Raw genomic sequence first — 22,795 nt, 5'->3', positions numbered from 1 at the left:
GCGAAACCCCCTGAAGATCCCCGGGGGACAGCGGGCGGCGGGGCTCCTGGGGCTCGGTGCCCGGCTCAGGCGGTGGGGCGCCCCGTCGCCACCGCGTAGAAGGCGACCGCTGCCGCCGCGCCCACGTTGAGCGAGTCGACGCCGTGGGCCATCGGGATGCGGACCCGGTCGTCCGCCGCGGCCAGGGCCCGCCGGGACAGGCCGTCGCCCTCGGCGCCCAGCATCAGGGCGACCCGGTCCATGCGGTGGGGGGCCACCTCGTCGAGGGTCGCGGCCCGCTCGTCGGGGGTGAGGGCGAGCAGTGTGAAGCCGGCCGCGCGGACCGGCTCCAGGCCGCCGGGCCAGACGTCGAGGCGCGCGTAGGGCACGGAGAAGACCGCCCCCATGGACACCTTGACACTGCGGCGGTAGAGCGGGTCCGCGCAGTCCGGGGAGAGCAGGACGGCGTCCATGCCGAGGGCCGCGGCCGAACGGAAGATCGCGCCGATGTTGGTGTGGTCGTTGACCGACTCCATGATCGCCACCCGGCGGGCGGACCCCAGCAGATCGCGGGCGGCCGGGAGCGGGCGGCGCTGCATGGAGGCGAGCGCGCCGCGATGCACGTGGTAGCCGGTGACGCGCTCGGCGAGTTCCGGGGCGACCGTGTACACGGGTGCCGGCAGCTCGTCGATGACGTCGCGCATGGTGTCGATCCACTTGGCCGACAGCAGCATCGAGCGCATGGCGTAGCCGGCGTCCCTGGCCCGCCTGATGACCTTCTCGCCCTCGGCGATGAACAGGCCCTCGGCCGGCTCGCGCCTGCGACGCAGCTCGACGTCGGTGAGACCGGTGTAGTCGCGCAGGCGCGGGTCGTCCGGGTCGTCGATGGTGATGGGCTCGGCCACGGGTGTCACTGCCTCGTCTGGGTGCGGTGCCGGCGGCGCGGCACGGTCTCTCCGGCCGTCTTCGGTCACGCGGCGGGCCGCGGGCCCACGGCGACGACCTCGCCGACGACGATGACCGCCGGTGGCTTGACGTCCTCGGCGCGCACGGCCTGCTCGACCGTGGCGAGCGTGGCGTCGACCCGGCGCTGGGCGACCGTGGTGCCCTCCTGGACCAGCGCGACGGGGGTGTCGGGGGACTTGCCGTGCGCGACGAGCGTCTCGGCGATCCGCCCTATCTTGTCGACGCCCATGAGGATCACGAGCGTGCCGGTCAGCCTGGCCAGGGACGGCCAGTCGACGAGGGAACGCTCGTCGCCGGGGGCGACGTGGCCGCTGACGACGGTGAACTCGTGGGCGACGCCGCGGTGCGTGACCGGGATGCCCGCCGCACCGGGGACCGAGATGGAACTGGAGATGCCGGGGACGACCGTGCAGGGGATGCCCGCTTCCGCGAGGGCCTGCAACTCCTCCATGCCGCGGCCGAAGACGTAGGGGTCGCCGCCCTTGAGCCGGACGACGGACTTGCCCTGCCTGGCATGCTCGATCAGCGCGTTGTTGATGGCCTCCTGGGCCATGAAGCGGCCGTAGGGAATCTTCGCGGCGTCGATCACCTCGACGTGCGGGGGCAGCTCCGCGAGCAGGTCGCGCGGGCCCAGGCGGTCGGCGATGACGACGTCCGCCTCGGCGAGCAGGCGGCGCCCGCGGACGGTGATCAGGTCCGGGTCGCCGGGTCCGCCGCCCACGAGCGCCACGCCGGGGGTCCGGGTGCGGTGGTGCGGGGCGACGAGAGTGCCGTCGCGCAGGCCCTCCACCACCGCGTCGCGGACGGCGGCGGTGTGCCGGGGGTCACGGCCCCTGACGTCCGTGGTCAGCACGGCGACGGTGACGCCCTCGCTGTGCCCCGTCGCCGGGGTCCAGGCGGTGGCGGCGTCGGCGTCGTCGGAGCGCACGCACCAGACGCGGTGCCGCTCCGCCTCGGCGGAGGCGCGGACGTTCGCCTCGGTGTCGCTGGTGGCGATCAGGGCGTACCAGGCGTCGGCCAGGTCGCCCTCGGCGTACGGGCGCCGCGCCCAGGTGATCTCGCCGGCGTCCGCCATCGCCTCCACCGAGGGCGTCGCCTCGGGGGAGACGAGGAGGATCTCCGCGCCTGCCGCGATCAGGGCCGGAAGGCGGCGCTGGGCGACCTGGCCGCCGCCGAGGACGACCACTGTGCGGCCGGTGAGGCGGAGGCCTACGGGGTACGCGGGGTGTTCGGCCATGAGGTGCGGCTCCTCGTACAGCGGTGCGGTGGGGGCGCGCTGCAGCTCCGGAGCGGGCCCTGACGTGCGGATTTTAGCGGTGGGCGGGGCAGTCGGCACGGGTGGTCCGGCTGCTGGGCACCGGACCACCCCCGCTGTCGCGCCTACTCCTCGGTGACGCCCGCTACTTCTCGGTGACGCCCGCCGAATCGAACGTCGCCACCTCGTGCATCGCCCGGGCCGTGCTCTGCACCAGCGGCAGGGCCAGCAGCGCGCCGGTGCCCTCCCCGAGGCGGAGGTCGAGGTCGACCAGCGGACGCAGCCCGAGCTTGTTCAGCGCCGCGACGTGGCCCGGTTCGGCACTGCGGTGGCCGGCGATGCAGGCGGCCAGCACCTCGGGGGCGATCGCCCGGGCCACCAGGGCGGCGGCGCCGGCACTGACACCGTCCAGGATGACGGGGGTGCGCAGGGACGCGCCGCCCAGCAGCAGGCCGACCATCGCCGCGTGCTCGAAGCCGCCGAGCGCCGCGAGGGTCCCGAGGGGGTCCGCCGGGTCCGGCTTGTGCAGGTCGAGCGCCCGGCGCACGACCTCGGTCTTGCGGGCCAGCGTCTCGTCGTTGATGCCCGTGCCGCGGCCGGTGACCTCGGCGGGGTCGGCACCGGTGAAGACGGAGATCAGCGCGGCGGACGCGGTGGTGTTCGCGATCCCCATCTCACCGGTGAGCAGCGCCTTGTTCCCGGCCGCCACCAGGTCGCGGGCGGTCTCGATGCCCACCTCGACGGCCCTCTTGGCCTCGTCGCGGGTCATCGCGGGGCCGGTGGTCATGTCGGAGGTGCCGCCGCGGATCTTGCGGGGCAGCAGGCCGGGGGTGGCGGGGAGGTCGGCGGCGACACCGACGTCGACGACGCACACCTCGGCGCCGACCTGGCCGGCGAAGGCGTTGCACACGGCTCCCCCGCCGAGGAAGTTGGCCACCATCTGGGCCGTGACCTCCTGCGGCCAGGGGGTGACGCCCTGGGCGTGCACGCCGTGGTCGCCCGCGAAGATCGCGACGGCTGCGGGCTCCGGGATCGGCGGCGGGCACTGGCGGGACAGCCCGGACAGCTGGGCGGAGATGATCTCCAGCATGCCGAGTGCCCCGGCCGGTTTGGTCATGCGCTTCTGGCGCTCCCACGCCTCGCCGAGCGCCTTGGCGTCCAGCGGGCGGATCTGCGCGACGGTCTCGGCAAGCAGGTCGTGGGGCTCCTCTCCGGGCAGGGCGCGGCGGCCGTAGGTCTCCTCGTGCACGACCCAGGACAGCGGGCGGCGCTTGGACCATCCCGCCTGCATCAGCTCGGGCTCGTCCGGGAACTCGTCGACGTATCCGACGCACAGGTAGGCGATGACCTCCAGGTGCTCTGGCAGGCCGAGGGCGCGGACCATCTCGCGCTCGTCGAAGAAACTGACCCAGCCGACGCCCAGGCCCTCGGCCCGCGCGGCGAGCCAGAGGTTCTCCACGGCGAGGGCGGCCGAGTACGGGGCCATCTGCGGCTGCGTGTGGCGGCCGAGGGTGTGCCGACCGCCGCGCGTCGGGTCGGCGGTGACGACGATGTTCACCGGCGTGTCGAGGATCGCCTCGATCTTCAGTTCCTTGAACTGCTTCGCCCGGCCCTTCGGCAGCGACTTGGCGTACGCCTCGCGCTGACGCATCGCCAGTTCGTGCATGGCCCGCCGGGTCTCGGCGGACCGGATGACGACGAAGTCCCACGGCTGGGAGTGGCCGACCGACGGTGCGTGGTGCGCGGCCTCCAGGACGCGGAGGAGCACGTCGTGCGGGATCGGGTCGTCGCGGAAGCCGTTGCGGATGTCACGGCGCTCGCGCATCACCTTCAGGACGGCCTCGCGCTCGGCCTCGTCGTACCCGGGAGCGGCCGGACCGGCGGATTGCGGTACGTCCGCCGCAGTGGCGGGCTGCCCGGCTTCTGCCTGGTCGGCGTGGTCCTCCTGGTCGGCGGCCGTGGTCGGCAGGTCCTCGGCCTGCTGCACGACGTCGGCTCCGGGGCCCGGCTCGGGGGCGGGCCCGGCCGCGTCGGCCCCGCGGGGTGCGGGGACGGCGCCGGCGCCGGGTTCGGGGGCTTGGTGGTGCTCCACCGGCAGGGTCAGGGGGTGCGGCGGGGTGGGCGCGAGGTGCGGAGCGGTCGGCACGCTGCCCTCGACCGGCACGAACTGGCCGATCGGCTGCTCCGGCCCGGTCCGGGCCGACAACGGGTGCCCGTGGGGCGGAACCACCGCGGCGGGCTGCCCGGCCGTGGTGTCCGCGGACCGGGCGGCCTCCACGATCCGCGCCGCCAGGTCGTCGCCGGATGTCTCCGTGGCACCGGGCTGCGCCACCGCGGGCCCCTGCGGGAACTGCGGGTCGAGGCCGGGTGGTGCGTCGGGCATGGGCTGCGTGTCCTGGGGCTGTACGGATTCCGCGGGCTGCGGCAGGGGGGCGGGGGCACCCAGGGGCTGCTCGACCTCGGCGGAGGCCTGCGCGGCCATCGGCTCGGGGGCCTGCGGGGCTCCCTGCTCCGCGGCCGGCTCCGGGGCCCGCTGGGCCGCATCGGGGGCGGAGGCGGGGGCGGTGTCGGGCACCTGGTCCGGCGCCGCTTCGGGCACGGGGGCGGTGGCCGGTTGACCCGGCTCGGCCGACGGCGCGCCGGCAACGGCCTCCGGGCCGGGCACGGGCGCCGGCGGGAACTGCTGCGCGGTGCCGGTGCCGGGGGCCGCCTCGGGGGTGGTGGGTGTCCGGGGCCGCTGGTCCCCGGCCGGGGACTCCTGCGGGGCGACGGCCACCGGTGCGGGGGCGTCGGGCGCGACTGTTTCCGGCGCGACCGCCTCGGGCGCCAGCGTTTCGGGCACGACCACCTCGGGCGCTCCGGCTTGGGGCGCCGGTGCTTCGGGCGCGAGCGGACCGGCCGCCGGAGCTCCGGAGGCCGGAGCCTCGGAGGCGGGCGTCTCTTCCCGGGCCGGGAGCGGCGCGGTCTGTGCGGGGGTGGACTCCCCCTCCGGCGCGACCGGCACGGCTGCCGGTGCCGCGCCGGGCTCCGCGGCCTCCTCGGAGGGCGTCACGGAGACGTCGGCCGGGTCGGCCGCGGAGACCGGGGCGGCCTCGGGACCCGGGGCGGCCCCGGGAACGGCCGCCGCATCCGGCACGGGGGCGCCCTCGGGAACGGGCTCGGCCCCCGCGACGGCCTCGGCCTCCGCGGGCGCGCCGGCGCCATCGGGCACGCCGGGCTCCGCGGCGGGGGCGGCGTGCGCTTCACCGACCGTGGGCGCGACCGGGACGTCGGCGCCAAAGGCACCCTCCGGCGCCGGCACCGGCTCGGCTGCAGGCACCGTCTCGGCGCCGGGCACGGCCCCCTGCGCGGGGACGGCGGCCTGCACGGGCACGGCCTCCTGCACGGGCACGGCCTCCTGCACGGGCACGGCGGCCTCGGCCGGCGGCTGCGTCTCCGGAGCCGCCGGCACACCGTCGGCCGCCGTCACGGCCGTCTCGGCGGCTGTCTCCTCGGCGCCGGGTGCAGACGTCGCAGCGGGCGCCCCGGGGGCCTGCGGGTCCCCGGTACCCGGCAGCGCGCCGTCCGTCGGCGGCGTGTCCCGGCCCACCTCCCGGGTCACGGCGTCCGCGCCACCCTCCGCGGGCTGCGGCTCGCCCGGCCCGGCGGCGGGAACGACGGCCCCGTCGACCGGAAGCGCCGCTTCGGCGACCGGCGCGGGAGCCGCAGCGTGCGCCGTCGGCGCGCTCTCGCCCGGCTCTCCCGCGCCTGCGCCGTCGGGGTTGCCGGCCGCCTGCTGCTGCGGGGCCGCGTCGGCCGGAGCCGCCGGTGTGCCGTTCCCGGCAGCGGCGTACGCGGCCGGCTCCGTACCGGCCGGTGCCGGCTGGTCCGGTGCCGCGGGGACCGTGGTCTGGGTGGCTGCCGCGGCCGCCTCCGTGGTGAGGCGGGCGACCGCGGCCTGGGCCGCGCCGGACGGCTCGGGGTGCGAGGCCCGGGCGGCGGCTTGTGGACCAGCCGTCTGCGCCGCGGCTTCTCCCGCGGCGACCGGGGCCTGGGCCGGGGTCCAGGGCGCGGCACCCTGGGGAGCCGCCTGGCGCGTCGGCGGAACGTCGAGGTACTCGGATCCGGCGACGGGCTGCCCCGGCTGGCGTGCGGGGACGCCGGCGGGGCCGCGGTCGGCGAGGGAGCGGACCGGGCTGCTCGAGGCGTCGGGGATGGGCGGGCCGAGGTGCAGCGGCCGGCGGGGGGTGATCGGCGGGATCGGCGCCGTGGGGGCGGTGGGCGGCGGTGTCGGGTTCGGCAGGCGGACACCGCTGAGATCGACGGAGCCGCTGTCACGGCCGGACAGCTCGTGCGGGCCGGGCTCGTGCACGGCTTCGACGACCGGCTCGGGCGCGGGTGGCGCCACCTCGTTGCCCCAGGCTCCGCCGGAACCCGGCAGCAGCAGCTCTTCGTCCTCGGCGGTGGTCTCGGAGAGGTGGGTGGGGTGCGCGTCGGGCGCGGCGACGCCCGGCTGTTCCACCGTGCCTGCGTTCTCCGGCAGCCCCTCGCCCGGGACCTGGCCGGTGTCGGTCATGCGTACCCCTCGCCCAATCGGTTAGTGCCTCTACGCCCAGCTCACGCGGAACGGCGCGCCGACCGCTCGCAGTGAAGAACGAGCGTGCGTGCCCGGCGGCACGAACGACCCGCCCGGAAAAGGCGACAAAGCCATTGAGTGGCATTGTCGCGGCCGTTGCACCGTCGCGACAGCATGATCCGCGACAGCCCGCTGTGGACTGCGCCACGTTGCGCGTCCTCAGCTTCTGCCGTACCACACCCACCCCAAAACAAGCGCGTTTTCCGGACATTGACCGACGAAGTGACGGACGACCGGATGTGGTGCGACGATCGGCCAGCCTACCGCGCGCAGTACGACGAGAGGATCACGGGGCGCGGTCCGGGAGGACCCCGCTGAGCAGGAAGGCGACGCTCCGCTCTTTCTCCGTCCATCGGCGGGTGTCGAGCTCCACGGACTGCAGAAGGGAGCACTCGGCGTCGTACCCGTGTTCGGTCAGGTCGCGTCCGACGAGCTCGGCCTCGTCGCGGGTGGCGGCGTGCGCGACGATGCGCTGGGGGCGCCGGTCGGCGACCGCCGAGACCACGGTCGCTCCCCCGCCGCCGATCCGTACGACGTCCGGTTCGGGCAGGTTCTCCAGGACGTGCGGGGCGGTGCCGTGGACGATCTGGAGCTGGACGCCGTGGCGGCGGGCGGCGGCGCCGGTGCGGGCACAGGCCTCCGGGTCCCGGTCGACGGCGAGGACGGCCGCCCCGGCACGGGCCGCCTCGGTGGCGAAGGCCCCGGAGCCGCAGCCGATGTCCCACACCAGGTCGCCGACGCGCGGGCCGAGGCGGGCGAGCTGCGCTGCCCGCAGCGAAGGGGTCTCGCCCTCGCCGAGGGGGCCGTCGTAGGCCTGGGCGGGCAGGGCCCAGCCGCGCGGGCCGGCGGACGGGTCCCGGCCGGCGATCCACGCGTCGCCCTCGGCGGCGCCCGCCGGGCCGACGGCGATGACGACGTTGGGGTCACGCCAGGTGTGGTCGGCGGCCTTGTCCGAGGTGACGACGGTGACCTGTTCGCGCTCGGTGCCCAGGGCCTCGCAGATGACGAAGGTGCGGTGGACGCCCTCCAGGAGGAGGCCGAGTTCGGCGGGGCCGGCGCCGGGGGCGGTGAGAACCGCGACCTTTGTGTGGGCGCGACATACGTTCACCGCGCGTCGCAGGGTGCGGCGGTGTGCGACGACTACTTGGGCGTCGTCCCAGGGCATTCCGGCCCGCGCAAAGGCCGCGGCGACCGACGAGACTCCGGGGACGACCTCGACCTCCAGCCCGAACTCGGGTGCGCGCAGGGTGCGTACGACACCGAAGAAGCCGGGGTCGCCGTCGGCGAGGACGACTGCGGTGCCGCGGTGGGCGGCGATGCGGCGGGCGGCCAGGGCGAGGCTGCCCAGGCGGATGCGTTCGGCGGTGGCGGGCACCTCGGGCAGCGCCAGGTGGTGGGGGGCGCCGGCCACCAGCGTGGCGGCGCTCAGGGCGGCACGCGCCGTCGCGGTCAGCGGCGAGCCGTCCCAGCCGATCACCGTGACCCGGTCGGCCATCGTCGTCAGTCTCCAGGGGGTGTACGCAGGTCTGCGGGCCGTGCCGGGGGTGGCACGCGCAGCGGGCGGGCCCCGTGAGGTTACCCGGCGCGGCCGGGTGGCGCGGCACGGGTGTCACCCGCAGGTTCAGTTCCAGGTTCCGTAGGAGGTGAAACCGGTGTCGGCGAGTTCGGCCTCGACGCCCTCCAGGTCCTCGGGCAGCAGGCTCCACACGATGAAGTCGGTGCGGACGTCGCTCCAGGTGCCGTCGTCGGCACGCACGTGCGCTATGCAGGCATTGCGCAGCACCCCCTCGCTGATGCAACCGATCTTCTGGGCGACCTGCTGGGAGGCGGTGTTGTCGGCGGCGGTGCGCACCTCGATCCGCTGGAACTCCTGGTCGCGGAAGAGCCACTGCGCGGTGGCGAGGGCCGCCTCGGAGGCGTAGCCCTCGCCGCGGGCCCAGGGCGCGACGATGTACGACAGTTCGGTGGAACGCACGTGCCAGTCGGTCCGGCCGAGCTGCACGACGCCGACCAGGCGCTGGGTGAGGAACTCGGTGACGGCGAGGTCGAGTCCGCGGCCGGACTCCCGCTCGGCGGGCGCGTACCCGGTGATCCAGGTGCGGGCGCCGTCCTCGGTGAACGGCTGCGGAACGTCGGTCCAGGCCGCGACCTGCTCGTCGTTCATCATCGCCGCCATGGCGGGGACGTCGTCCTCGTCGAGGGGGCGCAGCACCAACCGCTCCGTGCTGATGGAGATGTTGGGGAAGGTGCTCGTCATGCGCCGCTCCGTGAACTTCAGAAGACCTTCGGACACTTCAGATCGTGCTGAACTGCCCAGCATGCAGCATGAAAGCACTCGGCCGCATCGCGGGGTCCACCCGGGCGGTCCGGGGGACCCCGCGCGGTGGGGCGGGTGCGGGGGAGGGTCAGAAGGAGGCGACGACGGAGCCGGCGTAGGTGTCCCCGATGAACTTCTTCACCTCGGGGGAGGTGAGGAGTTCGGCGAGCTTCCTGACCCGCGGGTCGTTCTCGTTGCCCTTCTTCACCGCGAGGAAGTTGCCGTAGGGGTTGTCCTTCGGCGACTCCAGGACGAGGGCGTCGTCGGCGGGCTTCAGGTCGGCCTCGATGGCGTAGTTGCCGTTGATGACGGCCGCGTCCACGTCGTCCAGGGAGCGCGGGGTCAGTGCCGCCTCCAGCTCCTTGAACGTGAGGTTCCTGGGGTTGGCGGTGATGTCCGCGGGGGTGGCGTCGTTGCCGACGCCGTCCCTGAGGGTGATGAGTCCGCCGGCGGCGAGCAGCTTCAGGGCGCGGGCCTCGTTGACGGTGTCGTTGGGGACGGCGACGGTCGCACCGCTCTTCAGCTCGTCGGCCTTCTTCACCTTGTGCGAGTACAGGCCGAGGGGCTCCAGGTGCACCGTGACGACGGGCACGATGTGGGTGCCCTTCTTCTTGTTGAAGTCGTCGAGGTACGGCTGGTTCTGGAAGTAGTTGGCGTCCACGGAGCCGTCCTCCGTCGCCGTGTTCGGCGTGACGTAGTCGGTGAACTCCTTGACCTCCAGGTCGAGGCCGGCCTGCTCGGCGAGGTGGTCCTTGACGTAGTTCAGGATCTCGGCGTGCGGGACCGGACTGGCGGCGACGACCAGGGGCCCGGTCGCGCCGGAGCCGGAGTCCTTGTCCGAGCCGCAGGCGGTGAGCCCGAGGGTGAGGGCTCCGGCGGCGAGGACGGCGGTGGTGATCTTGGCGGTGTTACGCACGAAAAGTGCCTTTTCTTGGTGGTGCGGCCCCGTCCTGGGTGGGACGGGGAGTCCGTGGGGGCGTCAGGACGCCCTGTTGCCGGCCGTGGCGGCCTTGAGGAACCTGAGCGCGGGCGCGGGAGAGGACGGCCCGCCGCGCCGGTACAGGGCGCGGGCCGCGCAGTCGCCGGCGAACTGGATGAGCGAGATGACGACGGCGAGGATCGCCACGGTGATCCACATCAGTTCGGTGTCGAAGCGCTGGTAGCCGTAGCGGATGGCGATGTCGCCGAGGCCGCCGGCGCCGACGGTGCCGGCCATGGCGGAGTAGCCGATGAGGGCGACGACCGTGGTGGTGGTGCTGGAGACGAGGGACGGCAGCGACTCCGGGACGAGGACCTTGCGGACCACGGTCCAGGTGGTGCCGCCCATCGCCTGCACGGCTTCGACCAGTCCGCCGTCCACTTCGCGGACGGCCGTCTCGACGAGGCGTGCGAGGAACGGGATCGCTCCGATGGCGAGCGGCACGATGGCCGCGTCGCGGCCGATGGTCGTACCGGTGATCCACCGGGTGAAGCCCATCAGCGCGACCATCAGGATGATGAACGGCATCGAGCGGGCGATGTTCACGAGCTGGCCGATGACCTTGTTGGCGGCGGTGTTGCGCAGGAGTCCGCCCCGGTCCGTGAGCACGAGGAGGATGCCGAGCGGGAGGCCGCCGGCGACGGCGACGAGGGTGGACCAGCCCACCATGTAGAACGTGTCCCAGCAGGCCTGGCTCAGCAGCGGCTGCATCTCGGACCAGTTCGTCGCGCTCACTTCTGCGCACCTTCCTTCACCAGGGCGGGCTGCCGGCCCTGTTCGGTGACGACGTCCACCTGGAGGCCCTGCTCGCGCAGGAAGCCGATGGGTACGACGTTGTCCTCGTAGCGGCCGGGCAGTTCGATGCGCATGCGGCCGATCTGGCGGCCGCCGACGGTGTCGATGGCGGCGCCGAGGATGGAGATGTCGATGGTGTAGGTGCGTGCCAGCCGGGAGATGACCGGCCGGGTGGCGCTCTCGCCGAGGAAGGTGACGTCGACGACGGTGCGGTCGGCGCCGGTGGCCTCGCCGCCCACCGGGAACAGGGCGGAGGCCAGCGCGGAGCCCGGCGTCGCCAGGAGTTCGCCGACGGTGCCGGACTCCACGACGCGGCCCTTCTCCATCAGGGCGGCGGAGTCGCAGACCGACTTCACGACGTCCATCTCGTGGGTGATGAGCAGCACGGTGAGGCCGAGTTGCCGGTTCAGGTCGCGCAGCAGCTGGAGGATCGAGCGGGTGGTCTCCGGGTCGAGGGCGCTGGTGGCCTCGTCGGACAGCAGCACCCCGGGGTCACCGGCCAGGGCGCGGGCGATGCCCACGCGCTGCTTCTGGCCGCCGGAGAGCTGGGCCGGGTGGGTGCCGGCCTTGTCGGCGAGGCCGACCAGGTCGAGCAGGTCCATGGCCTTGCGGGCGCGGTCCCGGCGGGACATGCCGAGGATCTCCAGGGGGAGTTCGACGTTGGCCTGCACGGTCCGCGAGGCGAGCAGGTTGAAGTGCTGGAAGACCATGCCGATGCGGCTGCGTGCCTCGCGCAGGGCGCGGGAGGCACGGGGGCCGCGGCCGGCCAGCGCGGTGAGGTCCCGGCCGTCCACCGTCACGGTGCCGGCGGTGGGGCGCTCCAGCAGGTTGATGCAGCGGATGAGGGAGGACTTGCCGGCGCCGGACTGGCCGATGACGCCGAACACCTCGCCCTCCCGGACGTGGAGGTCGACGCCGTCCAGGGCGGTGACCTCGGGGCCGTGGGATCGAGGGGCCCGGTAGGTCTTCGTCAGGCCCGATGTGGTGATCACTGGGGTTTCCGTCACTGTCGGGGGCGCGGGCGTGGGTGTGCCCGTGCGGGAGTGCATGGGGTCGGGAACGCGGCACGGTGCTCGCGCCGGCGTGGAAGCGGGGGAAGAACGGTGCGCGCTGTCCCCCGCGCCGTTCGGGCGCCGGGGGCGGGGGCGGACTCACGTACGGGTCTGACCGTACGGACGTGCCGGGGTGGCTCGCTTCGGGGCGCGAGACTCTGGGGTGGTGCGGGGGCCCTCTAGAAGGCGCACATTCGACACATGCGGCGAGCACCGGGCGTCATGGTCGCCCCGGTCGCAAGGATGCGGCAGCTCGTCGTGGTCATGCGATCAGTAAAGCAGACGGACGGTGCCGACCGGCCGCGCCCGTCCGCATCGTGGACGGACGCGGACCCGTGCCGGACGGAGCCCCCCGGCTCCCCCTGCCTGCCCGGTGAACGCCCGCCGGCCGGTGCGGGCAAGGCCGCTGGACCGATGCGGGCCGGGCCGGCGGCAGGGTCGCGGAAGCGGGTGCGCGGCCCCGGTTGTGGCCAACGCCACGGCGGCCGGAGGCCGCCGCGCCGCGCCCGGCGACGGCCGGCCCGGGCCCCGAACCGGCCGGGGGCCCGCGGTCGCGGGGCGGCGGCGAGGGCCGTCCGGGGCCGTAATAGGGTCACTGCATGCTTGATGCCCTGACGCTGGTGACCGGTGTCGCCGCGCTGCTGCTCGCCGCGTGGTGCGGTTGGGCGGCCTACCGCGACCAGCCGACGAAGGACTGGCACTTCATCGGAATGGCCGTGGTCACCCTGCTGGCCACCCTCCAGCTGGTGACGGGGATCGTGCTGCTGGCACGGGGCGGGGAGCCGGAGCAGGGTACGACGATCTTCGTGGCGTATCTGCTGGGCGCGTTCGCCTGCGTCCCGGCGGCCGGGTTCATGTCGCTGGCGGAGCGCACCCGGTGGGGGTCGGTGACGGTGGCAGCCGGCGGTATCGTCCTGGCCGTGCTCGAAGTGCGGCTCTACGACATCTGGGGAGGCTGAGGTGACCACCGTGGAAGAGAGGCCGAAGCGGCTCATCAGCGGCCCCGGGATGCTGCTGGTCTGGTTCTACGGCGTGATGGTCGTCGGCGCGGTGTCGCGCTCGGTGTACCAGATCGCCACAGAGTTCGACCGCGCGCCGCTGGCGTACTCGTTGTCGGCGGTCGCCGGCCTGGTCTACGGGTTCATCACGTACACGCTGGTACGCGGCGGCGAGACGGCCCGGCGGGCGGCGCAGGTGTGCTGCGCCGCCGAACTCGCGGGCGTACTGATCGTCGGCACGTGGACCCTGGTGGAGCCGTCGGCGTTCCCGGACGCGACGGTCTGGTCGGACTACGGCATGGGCTACGTCTTCATCCCCGTGCTGCTGCCGCTGTCGGCGCTGTACTGGCTGCGCCGGAACCGCGCGGTCAGGCCGTAGCGGCGTACGCTCCCGCCGGCTTCTCCAGAACGATCATCCGCACGCCGTCCGAGCCCTCCGCCGTGCCGACGGTCTCGTAGCCCACACGCCGGTACAGGCGCAATCCGCCCTCGCTGCGGTGGCCGGCCTGGAGGCGGAACCTCGTGGCGCCGCGCTCCTCCGCCAGGGCGGACTCGGCCGCGCGCAGCAGGCGCGCACCGATGCCGTGACCCTGGAGGCGGGGGTGGACGCAGAGCTTGCCGATGGAGGCCGCCCCGTCCTCGGTCACCCGTCCACGGACCGAGCCGACGACCTCTTCGCCGAGCCGGGCCACGAAGACGCAGTCCGCGGCGACCTCCGCCCGGACGGAGTCGAGGGTCTGGACGAGCGGGTCGATGCGGTAGTTGCCGTACAGCGCCGCCTCGCTCTGGAAGCACAGGTACTGGAGCCTGAAGATCTGCTCCGCGTCCTGCTCGGTCGCCGCCGAGATGGTCACACTCATGCCCATGTGTGCATGCCTCCCGCTCACCTGATCGCCGGTTGTCCCCCACTCCTATCCCCGCGCTTCGCGAGCCGCAACCTCCGGAGTGAGCAGCCGGCGCAGACATTCCAGGCATCTGGAACGTTCTGGCCCAAGGGAGCCCTGTGAGATACCCAACTCCCCCGCGATCTCCCGGTAGGTGAGGTCCCTCGGCGACAGGAGCGCCTCCAGCAGTCCGGGACAGCGGCCGGGCAGCCGGCGGACGGTGTCGCGCAGGGCGCGGCGGGCGGCGAGGGTGAGCGCGAGGCGTTCGGGGTCCCGGTCGCCGCTGTCGGCGGGCTCGGTTCCGTAGGGCCGTTCGAGACGGCGCGTGCGCCGGGTGCGCCGGGCCTCCAGGCGGACGACGCGGCGGAGCCAGCGGTGCGGGTCGGACGGCGGGGCGCCGGCGGCGAGGCGCTCCAGCAGCCGGAGCCAGACCTCCTGCTCCAGGTCGCCGGGGTCGGTGCCGAGGGCGTGGGCCTCCGCCCGGGCCTCTGCGGCGAGGAGGGGGCGGAGGGCGGCGAGGAGGTCGTGCTTCATGTGCGGCACGACGCGGCCGCCCGGGCGGCGGGTTGCCCGGGCGGCCGGCGGTCACCCCATCGGGTGGGTCAGCCGTTGACGAAGGCCTCGCGGGCCAGCACGCCGGTGTCGGGGTTGTCGGTGAAGACGCCGTCGATGCCGGTGGCGAAGTACGTCCGGAAGGCACCGAAGGCGTCGCCGTAGGCGTCGGCGTCCGTGCCCGTGCGGAAGTCGGCGGGGAGGAAGGGGTTCTCGTTGCGCATCGTCCAGGGGTGCAGGACGAGTCCCACCCTGTGCGCGTCGGCGACGAGCGTGGTGGGCCGGGTCAGGCGGCCGTCGGCGTCCCTGGGGATGACGAGGTCCAGGGTGGGACCGATGCCCTGTGCGTATCCGGCGATCTCCCGCAGGCCCCGGGGGGTGATGAGGTCGGCGACCGTGCGCGGGTCGCCCGCCTCGACGAAGTCCCAGGGGCGGCTGCGCGCCGAGGAGAGCAGCACGACCAGCGGGTTGTCGACGAGCTTGTTCAGGCGCTCGATGCTGCCCGGTTCGAAGGACTGGACGATGACCGGCGAGGTCCGCCGGTCCTTGCGGTGCCTGCGCAGCAGCTTGGCGACCCGCTCCTCCAGGGGGAGGCCGAGCTTGCGGAAGTAGGTGGGGTGCTTGGTCTCGGGGTAGATCCACACCGGCCGGCCGCGTCGACGGCACTGCTCGTCCTGCCACCGCAGGACCTCTTCGAAGGTGGGGATCTCCCAGCGGCCGTCGTAGAGGGTGTTGTGCGGCCGGTTGGCCCGGATGCGCTCTACGGCGCGCAGCCGCTTCAGCTCCGCGAGGGTGAAGTCCTCGGTGAACCATCCGGTGGTGGCGACCCCGTCGACGACCTTGGTCGTCCTGCGGTCGGCGAACTCGGGGTGGGAGGCGACGTCCGTGGTGCCGCCGATCTCCGGCTCGTGCCGGCACACGAGGTGGCCGTCCCGGGTGGGTACGAGGTCGCCGGCCTCGACGATGTCGGCTCCCAGGTCGAGGGCCAGCTGGTAGGAGCCGAACGTGTGCTCGGGCCGGTAGCCGCTGGCCCCGCGGTGCCCGATGATCGTCGGTACGGGCAGGCTCCGGAGCCCGCCGCCGTGCCCGACGGCCTGTGCCTCCCCCGCGGTGCCGGGTAGCCCGAGGACGGCGCCGCCCGCGCCGAGCACGGCCGCGCCGAGCAGTGCCCGCCGCGCGGTCCCGCCCGCGCGGTCCTCCGGCTCCTGCGGCACCCGCGTTCCGTCCGTTGCCATGGGGAATCCTCCTGCCGGCCTGCTGGCTGGGTGTCCTGGCGCGCCGATCGTAGGGGCGTGGACATGACGAAGGGGAGGCCACGGTTCGAACGTGCGGATGACGGCGGATGGCATCTGCGCGGCGCGTCCTGACGGCCCGTCGGCTCCACAGGGCCGTTCGGGGGTCATCTCAGGGCGGTTCGCGCGCGATGTGCGTCACACCTGCCCGGCGTGTTGCACAGCGTCCACGGCACGGCACCGCAGGTAAACCCGCGTCAACAGTGCGTAAGACCTCCGTGAACCCGATGTGCACCACCCGGGGGGCCGCGAGTATCGTCCTCACCTGCACAGACTCACAGCTACACAGACTCACACCGCAAACCCCTGGCACCGGAGGGCCCGTTGTCCCGCTTCGCGATCATCAAGGCAGTGCTCGGTCCGGTCATGCGCCTGATGTTCCGGCCACAGGTGGAGGGCGCGGAGCACATCCCCGGCGACGGTCCGGTGATCCTGGCCGGCAATCACCTCACGTTCATCGACTCGATGATCCTTCCGCTCGTCTGCGACCGGCAGGTCCTCTTCATCGGCAAGGACGAGTACGTCACCGGCAAGGGGCTCAAGGGCCGGCTCATGGCCTGGTTCTTCACCGGCGTCGGCATGATCCCGGTCGACCGGGACGGCGGCCGGGGCGGCGTCGCCGCCCTGATGACCGGGCGCCGGGTGCTGGAGGAGGGCAGGGTCTTCGGTATCTACCCCGAGGGCACCCGGTCGCCCGACGGGCGGCTGTACCGGGGGCGCACGGGCATCGCACGGCTGACGCTGATGACCGGCGCGCCGGTGGTGCCGTTCGCGATGATCGGCACCGACAAGATCCAGCCGGGCGGGTCGGGGATGCCCCGGCCGCACAAGGTGACGGTCCGTTTCGGCCCGGCGATGGAGTTCTCGCGGTACGAGGGGATGGACCGGGACCGCTATGTGCTGCGGGCGGTGACGGACTCGGTGATGACCGAGGTGATGCGGCTGTCGGGGCAGGAGTACGTGGACATGTACGCGAGCAAGGCCAAGGAAGCGGCGTAGGCACCGTCGCCTCCTCGTAGCCCCCGTCGCCCCATGCCGCATCCGCGGTGCCCGGGCCCGGGGGGCAGGCCCCACGCCGTCGGGCGTGGGGCCTCGGCGTACCGGGCTCCGGTACGCCTGCGCCCGGTGGGAGGAGCCGGGGGCGGTGCACCTGAGGGTGCGGGGTGTCGCGCAACGAGCCGGAACCCGGCGCCGGTACCGTCCCACCCGGCGCACCGGCGGCTCCCGGTGGCGCGGGCGACACGGCGCGGTCAGCCGTGCTGCCGGCCGCCGTCCTGGGGGTGGCCGTCCAGCCGCTGGCCGCGGAGCATGAACCACGCTGCCGCCGCAGTGGCCAGCAGGACGGCGGCGCCGACCCCCGTGGCGAGCGTGAGCCCGTGCACGAAAGCCTCCCGGGCCGAGGACAGCAGTGCCTCCCCGGTCCGCTCCGGCAGGCCCTGTGCCGCCTCCACCGCACCGCCCAGTGACTCGTGGGCCGCGGCAGGGGCGCCGGCGGGCACCGGGAAGGCGCGGTAGGCACCCGTCACGATGGAGCCGAGTACGGCGATGCCGAGAGCGGCGCCGAGCTCGTAGGCCGTCTCCGAGACCGCGGAGGCCGCGCCCGCCTGCTCCTGGGGAACGCTGGAGAGGATGACGTCGGCGGTCACGGTGAAGGAGAACCCCGCACCGACACCCACGACCAGCAGGGCGGCGCCGAGCAGCGGGTATCCGGTCGACCGGTCCAGCAAGGTCAGTACGGCGAGCGCCAGGCCGATCGCGGCGAGGCCGCCGGAGACGACGGTGCGCACCGACAGGTGGCGGGCCGCACGGCCGGCGACCAGACCGGCCGCCACCGCGCCGACCGCCGCGGGCAGTTCGGCCAGGCCCGCCTCGAACGGGCGCCTGCCCTGGACCAGTTGCAGGTACTGGGAGAGGAAGAAGACCAGGCCCGACAGGCCGAAGACGGTCAGCAGGTCGGCGAGGACCGCCCCACTGAAGCCACGACTGCGGAACAGGCGCATGTCCAGCAGGGGCGCGGGCATCGTGAGCTGGCGGCGGACGAAGCCGTACAGGGCGGCGGCGCCGAGCAGGCCCGCGGCGAGCGTGCTCCAGGCGAAGCCGTGCGCGGCGGCCTCCTTGACCGCGTACACGAGGCCGATCATCCCGGCGAGGGACAGCAGCACGCTGATCAGGTCCCACGGGCCGGGATTCGGGTTCCGCGATTCGGGCAGCGTCCTGATGCCGACGAGGACCAGCACCGCCATCACCGGCAGGTTGATGAGGAAGACCGAGCCCCACCAGAAGTGCTCCAGCAGGAAGCCGCCCGCGACGGGACCGACGGCCGTGCCCGCGGATGCGGTGGCGCCCCAGATGCCGACGGCCAGGCTGCGCTCGCGCGGGTCGTGGAAGATGTTGCGGATCAGGGCCAGGGTGGCGGGCATGAGCGTCGCACCGGCGACCCCGAGCAGCGCGCGGGCCAGGATCATCGTCTCGGGCGTGGTCGCGTAGGCGTTGAGCACGGAGATCGCGCCGAAGGCCGTGGCACCGCCGAGCAGGATCCGCTTGCGGCCGATGCGGTCGCCGAGGCTGCCCATGGAGACGAGCAGGCCGGCGATGACGAACGAGTAGACGTCGCCGATCCACAGCAGCTGGGTGCCGGACGGCTGGAGGTCCTCACTGATGTAGGGGGTCGCGAGGCCGAGGACGGTCGCGTCGACGGCCACCAGCAGCACGGCGAGCACGAGGACGGACAGCGCGAGCCAGCGGCCCGGGCGCTTCACCGCCTCGCCCGTGGGTGCCGGCTGCAGGGTGCTGGTCATGGTTCCTCTCTTCGTGTGTGTCCGCGGGTCGGGTACCGGCGCGGAGGGGGTCAGGCGGAACGGGTGTCCGCGGGGCGGCGCGCGCCGCCGAGCAGCAGTTCCACGATCATGTAGGTGAACTCCCGGGGCGCGACGCGCCCTTCCGCTACCGCCCAGGCGCCGGAGGCCAGCAGGCCGTACAGCGCCTCGGTCAGCCAGGCGGGGGTGAGGTCGATCCGGAACTCCCCGGCCTCCTGGCCGCGTCGGAACAGATCGGCGATGCGCTCGTCGATGCGGGCCCAGCCCGCGTTCTGCTGCTCACCCTCGAACAGCTGGTTCTCGGAGTACAGGAAAGCGAGCAGGCCCGCGTGCGGCTCGATCGCGCCGACGAGCCGGTGCACGGCCTCGCCGGCCGGACCCTCGTCCGGCCGGGCGGCGTCCAGGGCGGCTTCGCACTCGGCGATGCCGAGCGCCTCCAGCGCCCGCACGAGCGCGTCACGGCCGGCGAAGTGCCGGTGCAACGTGGCACGGCTGATTCCGGCGGCCCTGGCGACCTCGTCCATGGTCGCGGTGGATTTGCGGGTCAGCAGGGTGGCGGCACTGCGCAGTACGTGGTCAGGATCGACGGCCATGAGACAACCATACCCCACATGAGACATCACTGTCTCATTCAAGGCACATAGGTCTCATGCCGGGCTCCGGCTGGCATGGGGTGGTGCCCGCGCCGACCGGTCTCACCAGGGGGTGGTACCCCCGGGCGGGCGGAAACGGGGCGGCGCCGGCATGCCGGTGCCGCCGGGGGGCGGAACGGGGCGCGGGAGCCGTCGTTCCACCGTGCCCGCGTACAGCCGTGCGCTCGCACACCCTTGCGATCGGCCGCGTCGAGTCACGGTGCCGTCGGTGCGGTCGCGTCGCCGCACCGTCGGTGCGGTCGCGTCGCCGCAACCCCGGTGACGTCGCACCGGCACGCCGTCAGTGCCAGGGCAGCCGCCCGCGTCGCTCCCAGTACACCCGGGGCTCCTCGACGAGGGCGGTGAGGCGGCCCACCTGGTCCTCGTCCAGGTCGACGGCCGGAGCGTGCAGGTTGGAGGCGAGCTGGGCGACGGTCGCCGCGCCCGAGAGGACGACGCCGGCCCAGGGCAGGCGCAGCAAGAGCGCGAGGGCGACGGCGTCGCAGCTCAGTCCCGTCTCCCGGGCGACGGACCGCAACGGCTCCGGCGTGTGCGGCCCGGCGAGCCGCCCGTTGGCCATGCCCTCTTTGACGATCACCGTGAGACCGGCGTCGTGCGCCTCGGCGAGGGCGGGGCCGGCCGACGTCTCCAGGGCGTTGTAGGTGGACTGGACGGTACGGAAGAGGGGCTCTCCGTCGACCGTGACGGCGAGCGCGGCGCGGATGGCGTCGGCCTGCGCCGGGCCGCTGGTGGAGAAGCCGACGGTGACCCCCAGGGCCGCCGCCTCGGCCAGCCGGGCGTGCAGTTCGCTGTCGGTGAGGGCCGGGCTGTCCGGGGTGACGGAGTGGATCTGATAGAGATCGAGCCGGTCACCGAGCAGGGCGTCGGTCTCGGCGCGCTGCCGCTCGTAGGTCGCGAGGCCGTGGTCCTTGACCTCGTGGTGCTCGGCGTCGGTGGACCAGCCCGCGGTGTAGGTGTAGCCCCACTTGCTGCCGACGACGACGTCGTCGAGGCCGGGGCGTGCGGCGAGCCAGCCGGCGAGGAACTCCTCGGAACGGCCGTAGGAGCGGGCCACGTCGATGTACCGGACGCCCTGGGCGTAGGCGGCGTCGAGGAGTTCGTGGGTGCGCTCGCGCAGGGCCCCGACGCTGCGGTCGGCGGGCAGGTCGTGGTCCCGGCCGAGGTTGATGTAGCCGGGGCGGCCGACGGCGGCGAGGCCCAGCCCGATGTGGCAGGTGGGCGTCGTGGCAGCGGCGAGACGTGCGAAGGGCATCGACGGCTCCGTTCCGTTCGGTCCGGCGTCCAAGGTAACCGCGAACGGGTGCTCCACCGCCACCCGGGCACGCCTCGCCCGGCCGTCCCCGCCGGTGCACGGCGGGCGCGCGGCGGCAGGGGCGCAGCCCCTGCCGTGGGCCGTACGGGCTACTTCTTCGCCTCCGCCCACTCCCGCTGCACCGTCAGGTCGGCCTTCACCTCCGCCAGCTGGGTGGCCACGGCCCCGGGTGCCGTGCCACCGCGGCCGTTGCGGGAGGCCAGGGCGCCGGGGACGTCGAGGACCGAGCGGACCTCCGGGGTGAGGTGGGCGGAAATCCCGGCGAACTGCTCGTCGGTCAGGGCGTCGAGCTCCTTTCCCTCGGCCTCGGCGACCTTCACGCACTCCCCGGCGACCTCGTGCGCCACCCGGAACGGCACCCCCTGCTTCACCAGCCACTCGGCGATGTCGGTGGCCAGGGAGAAACCGGCCGGCGCCAGTTCCTCCATGCGCTCGCGGTGCACGGTGAGGGTCGCCATCATGCCGGTGAAGGCCGGGAGCAGGATCTCCAGCTGGTCGACGGAGTCGAAGACGGGCTCCTTGTCCTCCTGGAGGTCGCGGTTGTACGCGAGCGGCAGCGCCTTCAGCGTGGCCATCAGGCCCGTGAGGTTGCCGATCAGCCGGCCGCTCTTGCCGCGCGCCAGCTCCGCGATGTCAGGGTTCTTCTTCTGCGGCATGATCGACGACCCGGTGGAGAACGCGTCGTGCAGCGTCACGAAGGAGAACTCCTTCGTGTTCCAGATGATGATCTCCTCGGCGATCCGGGAGACGTCGACGCCGATCATCGCCGTGACGAAGGCGAACTCCGCCACGAAGTCGCGGGAGGCCGTGCCGTCGATCGAGTTGCCGGCACTGCCGCGCTCGAAACCGAGGTCCCTCGCGACCGCCTGCGGGTCGAGGCCGAGGGACGATCCCGCCAGCGCGCCGGAGCCGTAGGGCGAGACCGCGGTCCGCGTGTCCCACTGCCGCAGCCGCTCGGCGTCCCGGGACAGGGCCTGCACATGGGCCAGGACGTGGTGGGCGAAGAGCACCGGCTGGGCGTGCTGGAGGTGGGTACGGCCGGGCATCGCGACGTCCGGGTGCGCCTCCGCCAGACCCACCAGCGCCTCTTGGAGGTCGGCGACGAGTCCGCCGATGATCCGGGCGTGGTCGCGCAGGTACATGCGGAACAGGGTGGCGACCTGGTCGTTGCGGGAGCGGCCTGCGCGCAGCTTGCCGCCGAGGTCGGGTCCGAGCCGTTCCAGCAGGCCCCGTTCCAGGGCCGTGTGGACGTCCTCGTCGGCGATCGTGCCCACGAAGTCGCCCGAGGCCACGTCCGCCTCCAGCCGGCCGAGGCCGTCGAGCATCCGGGTCAGCTCGTCGTCCGTGAGCAGCCCCGCCTTGTGCAGCACGCGCGCGTGCGCACGGGAGCCGGCGATGTCGTACGGGGCGAGCCGCCAGTCGAAGTGGACGGACGCGGACAACCTGGCCAGGGCCTCGGCGGGGCCGTCGGCGAAACGGCCGCCCCACAGCCGGACGTCACCGCTGTTGCTGCTCACTTGCGTTGCTCCTCGGGAGGTGGGTCGGTGTGACGCGGGATCCTGTCTGCATGATTATGCGAAACCATGCATGATTCGTCAATCCGGTCCGCGGGCCGGACGCCGGAACCGGCGTCCCCGATCATGCCCTCGGACAGACGAACGAGGTGAGCCGATAATCGTCACCCATGGGACAAACCTATGAGCGCATCGACGGCAGGCTCCGCTCGTTCATCGAGGCGCAGCCCGTCTTCTTCACGGCCACCGCCCCGCTGTCGGGCGACGGGACGGTCAACCTGTCCCCCAAGGGCCTGCGGGGCTCCTTCGCGATCCTCGACGAACTCACCGTCGCCTACCTGGACTTCGCCGGATCCAACGCGGAGACCATCGCCCACCTGAGGGAGAACGGCCGCATCACGCTGATGTGGTGCGCCTTCCAGGGGCCGCCTAACATCGTCCGCGTGCACGGCCGGGGTGAGCCCGTCCTCCGTGACGACCCACGCTTCCCCGGGCTGCTCACCCACTTCCCCGGCATCGACACCACCGCGCACGGGCTCCGCGCCGTCGTCGTCGTCCGTGCCGAACGCGTCCGGGACTCCTGCGGCTACGCGGTGCCGTTCATGACCTACGACGGCGACCGCGATCTGCACGGCAAGCGCTTCGCACGCGAGGACGACGACTCGCTCAGCGCGTACTTCGAGAAGAAGGAGCACATCGCCACCAGCATCGACGGGCTTCCCGGCCTGCCGCTGCCGCTGCCTCCGTCGCCTCCTTCTCCCCCGCCGGCCCGATGAGCGCGGGCCGGCCGGCCCGCGCGGCGGACCCGCGCGGCGC

The 22,795-nt window shown here is 73.7% G+C and carries 19 protein-coding genes; 4 read left to right on the top strand and 15 right to left on the bottom strand.

Going from position 1 to position 22,795, the window contains the following annotated elements:
* Positions 1–65: 65 nt before the first annotated feature.
* The 8 genes from I3F54_RS20925 to I3F54_RS20890 all read right to left on the bottom strand — a co-directional run bounded on the left by I3F54_RS20925 (position 66) and on the right by I3F54_RS20890 (position 11,898).
* Complete coding sequence (locus I3F54_RS20925) at positions 66–884, bottom strand: RNA methyltransferase (protein WP_240120363.1); 819 nt, start codon at positions 882–884, stop codon at positions 66–68.
* A 65-nt stretch (positions 885–949) separates the two neighbouring features.
* Positions 950–2,182 (bottom strand): uroporphyrinogen-III C-methyltransferase, encoded by a 1,233-nt coding sequence (gene cobA / locus I3F54_RS20920; protein ID WP_240120362.1) that lies wholly within the window; start codon positions 2,180–2,182, stop codon positions 950–952.
* A 163-nt stretch (positions 2,183–2,345) separates the two neighbouring features.
* Positions 2,346–6,755, bottom strand: coding sequence for a nicotinate-nucleotide--dimethylbenzimidazole phosphoribosyltransferase (gene cobT / locus I3F54_RS20915; protein ID WP_240120361.1), 4,410 nt, complete (start codon positions 6,753–6,755; stop codon positions 2,346–2,348).
* A 346-nt stretch (positions 6,756–7,101) separates the two neighbouring features.
* Complete coding sequence (cbiE, locus tag I3F54_RS20910; protein WP_240120360.1) at positions 7,102–8,310, bottom strand: precorrin-6y C5,15-methyltransferase (decarboxylating) subunit CbiE; 1,209 nt, start codon at positions 8,308–8,310, stop codon at positions 7,102–7,104.
* A 126-nt stretch (positions 8,311–8,436) separates the two neighbouring features.
* Positions 8,437–9,072, bottom strand: a complete 636-nt coding sequence (locus I3F54_RS20905; protein WP_240120359.1) for a GNAT family N-acetyltransferase — start codon at positions 9,070–9,072, stop codon at positions 8,437–8,439.
* Between the two features lie 148 nt (positions 9,073–9,220).
* Positions 9,221–10,048: a MetQ/NlpA family ABC transporter substrate-binding protein gene (locus I3F54_RS20900; RefSeq protein ID WP_240120358.1), complete on the bottom strand. Its 828-nt coding sequence runs from the start codon at positions 10,046–10,048 to the stop codon at positions 9,221–9,223.
* A gap of 63 nt (positions 10,049–10,111) precedes the next feature.
* On the bottom strand, positions 10,112–10,822 hold the full coding sequence (locus I3F54_RS20895; RefSeq protein WP_240120400.1) for a methionine ABC transporter permease: 711 nt from the start codon (positions 10,820–10,822) through the stop codon (positions 10,112–10,114).
* A gap of 20 nt (positions 10,823–10,842) precedes the next feature.
* Complete coding sequence (locus I3F54_RS20890; protein WP_240120357.1) at positions 10,843–11,898, bottom strand: methionine ABC transporter ATP-binding protein; 1,056 nt, start codon at positions 11,896–11,898, stop codon at positions 10,843–10,845.
* A gap of 659 nt (positions 11,899–12,557) precedes the next feature.
* Between I3F54_RS20890 and I3F54_RS20885 the strand changes: the two genes are divergently transcribed.
* A complete protein-coding gene (locus I3F54_RS20885; RefSeq protein WP_240120356.1) occupies positions 12,558–12,917 on the top strand; it encodes a hypothetical protein in 360 nt (119 codons plus the stop codon).
* 1 nt (position 12,918) lies between these two features.
* Complete coding sequence (locus I3F54_RS20880) at positions 12,919–13,335, top strand: hypothetical protein (RefSeq protein ID WP_240120355.1); 417 nt, start codon at positions 12,919–12,921, stop codon at positions 13,333–13,335.
* Here the strand turns inward: I3F54_RS20880 and I3F54_RS20875 are convergent.
* The 3 genes from I3F54_RS20875 to I3F54_RS20865 form a co-directional block, all read right to left on the bottom strand.
* Positions 13,325–13,822, bottom strand: coding sequence for a GNAT family N-acetyltransferase (locus I3F54_RS20875; RefSeq protein ID WP_240120354.1), 498 nt, complete (start codon positions 13,820–13,822; stop codon positions 13,325–13,327). The two genes, I3F54_RS20880 and I3F54_RS20875, sit on opposite strands and share 11 nt — an antisense overlap.
* A gap of 45 nt (positions 13,823–13,867) precedes the next feature.
* On the bottom strand, positions 13,868–14,374 hold the full coding sequence (locus tag I3F54_RS20870) for an RNA polymerase sigma factor (protein WP_240120353.1): 507 nt from the start codon (positions 14,372–14,374) through the stop codon (positions 13,868–13,870).
* A 68-nt stretch (positions 14,375–14,442) separates the two neighbouring features.
* Positions 14,443–15,627 carry a glycerophosphodiester phosphodiesterase gene (locus I3F54_RS20865; RefSeq protein WP_240120352.1) on the bottom strand — a complete coding sequence of 395 codons (1,185 nt, stop codon included), beginning with the start codon at positions 15,625–15,627 and terminating at the stop codon, positions 14,443–14,445.
* Positions 15,628–16,008: 381 nt separating this feature from the next.
* Between I3F54_RS20865 and I3F54_RS20860 the strand changes: the two genes are divergently transcribed.
* Complete coding sequence (locus I3F54_RS20860; RefSeq protein WP_240120351.1) at positions 16,009–16,683, top strand: 1-acyl-sn-glycerol-3-phosphate acyltransferase; 675 nt, start codon at positions 16,009–16,011, stop codon at positions 16,681–16,683.
* A 251-nt stretch (positions 16,684–16,934) separates the two neighbouring features.
* On the opposite strand, the gene I3F54_RS20855 is transcribed toward I3F54_RS20860, so the two are convergent.
* From I3F54_RS20855 to argH, 4 genes are all read right to left on the bottom strand, one after another.
* Positions 16,935–18,482, bottom strand: coding sequence for an MFS transporter (locus tag I3F54_RS20855; RefSeq protein WP_240120350.1), 1,548 nt, complete (start codon positions 18,480–18,482; stop codon positions 16,935–16,937).
* A gap of 50 nt (positions 18,483–18,532) precedes the next feature.
* The gene (locus tag I3F54_RS20850) at positions 18,533–19,093 is read right to left on the bottom strand and encodes a TetR/AcrR family transcriptional regulator (RefSeq protein ID WP_240120349.1); all 561 of its coding nucleotides are present in this window, start codon (positions 19,091–19,093) and stop codon (positions 18,533–18,535) included.
* A gap of 340 nt (positions 19,094–19,433) precedes the next feature.
* Positions 19,434–20,405 (bottom strand): aldo/keto reductase, encoded by a 972-nt coding sequence (locus tag I3F54_RS20845; RefSeq protein WP_240120348.1) that lies wholly within the window; start codon positions 20,403–20,405, stop codon positions 19,434–19,436.
* A 149-nt stretch (positions 20,406–20,554) separates the two neighbouring features.
* Positions 20,555–21,982: an argininosuccinate lyase gene (gene argH, locus I3F54_RS20840; protein ID WP_240120347.1), complete on the bottom strand. Its 1,428-nt coding sequence runs from the start codon at positions 21,980–21,982 to the stop codon at positions 20,555–20,557.
* A 167-nt stretch (positions 21,983–22,149) separates the two neighbouring features.
* On the opposite strand from argH, the gene I3F54_RS20835 reads away from it, so the two are divergent.
* A complete protein-coding gene (locus I3F54_RS20835) occupies positions 22,150–22,755 on the top strand; it encodes a pyridoxamine 5'-phosphate oxidase family protein (RefSeq protein WP_240120346.1) in 606 nt (201 codons plus the stop codon).
* Positions 22,756–22,795: the final 40 nt, after the last annotated feature.

Source organism: Streptomyces sp. MUM 2J (genome assembly GCF_022414535.1).
Lineage (GTDB): Bacteria > Actinomycetota > Actinomycetes > Streptomycetales > Streptomycetaceae > Streptomyces.
This window is presented reverse-complemented; position numbering and strand designations above follow the sequence as displayed.

Bases quoted from the DNA above. Each gene is read 5' to 3' on its own strand.
- cobA (WP_240120362.1), bottom strand. From the start codon at position 2,182: ATGGCCGAACACCCCGCGTACCCCGTAGGCCTCCGCCTCACCGGCCGC.
- cobT (WP_240120361.1), bottom strand. From the start codon at position 6,755: ATGACCGACACCGGCCAGGTCCCGGGCGAGGGGCTGCCGGAGAACGCA.
- cbiE (WP_240120360.1), bottom strand. From the start codon at position 8,310: ATGGCCGACCGGGTCACGGTGATCGGCTGGGACGGCTCGCCGCTGACC.
- I3F54_RS20905 (WP_240120359.1), bottom strand. From the start codon at position 9,072: ATGACGAGCACCTTCCCCAACATCTCCATCAGCACGGAGCGGTTGGTG.
- I3F54_RS20895 (WP_240120400.1), bottom strand. From the start codon at position 10,822: ATGCAGCCGCTGCTGAGCCAGGCCTGCTGGGACACGTTCTACATGGTG.
- I3F54_RS20885 (WP_240120356.1), top strand. From the start codon at position 12,558: ATGCTTGATGCCCTGACGCTGGTGACCGGTGTCGCCGCGCTGCTGCTC.
- I3F54_RS20875 (WP_240120354.1), bottom strand. From the start codon at position 13,822: ATGGGCATGAGTGTGACCATCTCGGCGGCGACCGAGCAGGACGCGGAG.
- I3F54_RS20870 (WP_240120353.1), bottom strand. From the start codon at position 14,374: ATGAAGCACGACCTCCTCGCCGCCCTCCGCCCCCTCCTCGCCGCAGAG.
- I3F54_RS20865 (WP_240120352.1), bottom strand. From the start codon at position 15,627: ATGGCAACGGACGGAACGCGGGTGCCGCAGGAGCCGGAGGACCGCGCG.
- I3F54_RS20855 (WP_240120350.1), bottom strand. From the start codon at position 18,482: ATGACCAGCACCCTGCAGCCGGCACCCACGGGCGAGGCGGTGAAGCGC.
- I3F54_RS20850 (WP_240120349.1), bottom strand. From the start codon at position 19,093: ATGGCCGTCGATCCTGACCACGTACTGCGCAGTGCCGCCACCCTGCTG.
- I3F54_RS20845 (WP_240120348.1), bottom strand. From the start codon at position 20,405: ATGCCCTTCGCACGTCTCGCCGCTGCCACGACGCCCACCTGCCACATC.
- I3F54_RS20835 (WP_240120346.1), top strand. From the start codon at position 22,150: ATGGGACAAACCTATGAGCGCATCGACGGCAGGCTCCGCTCGTTCATC.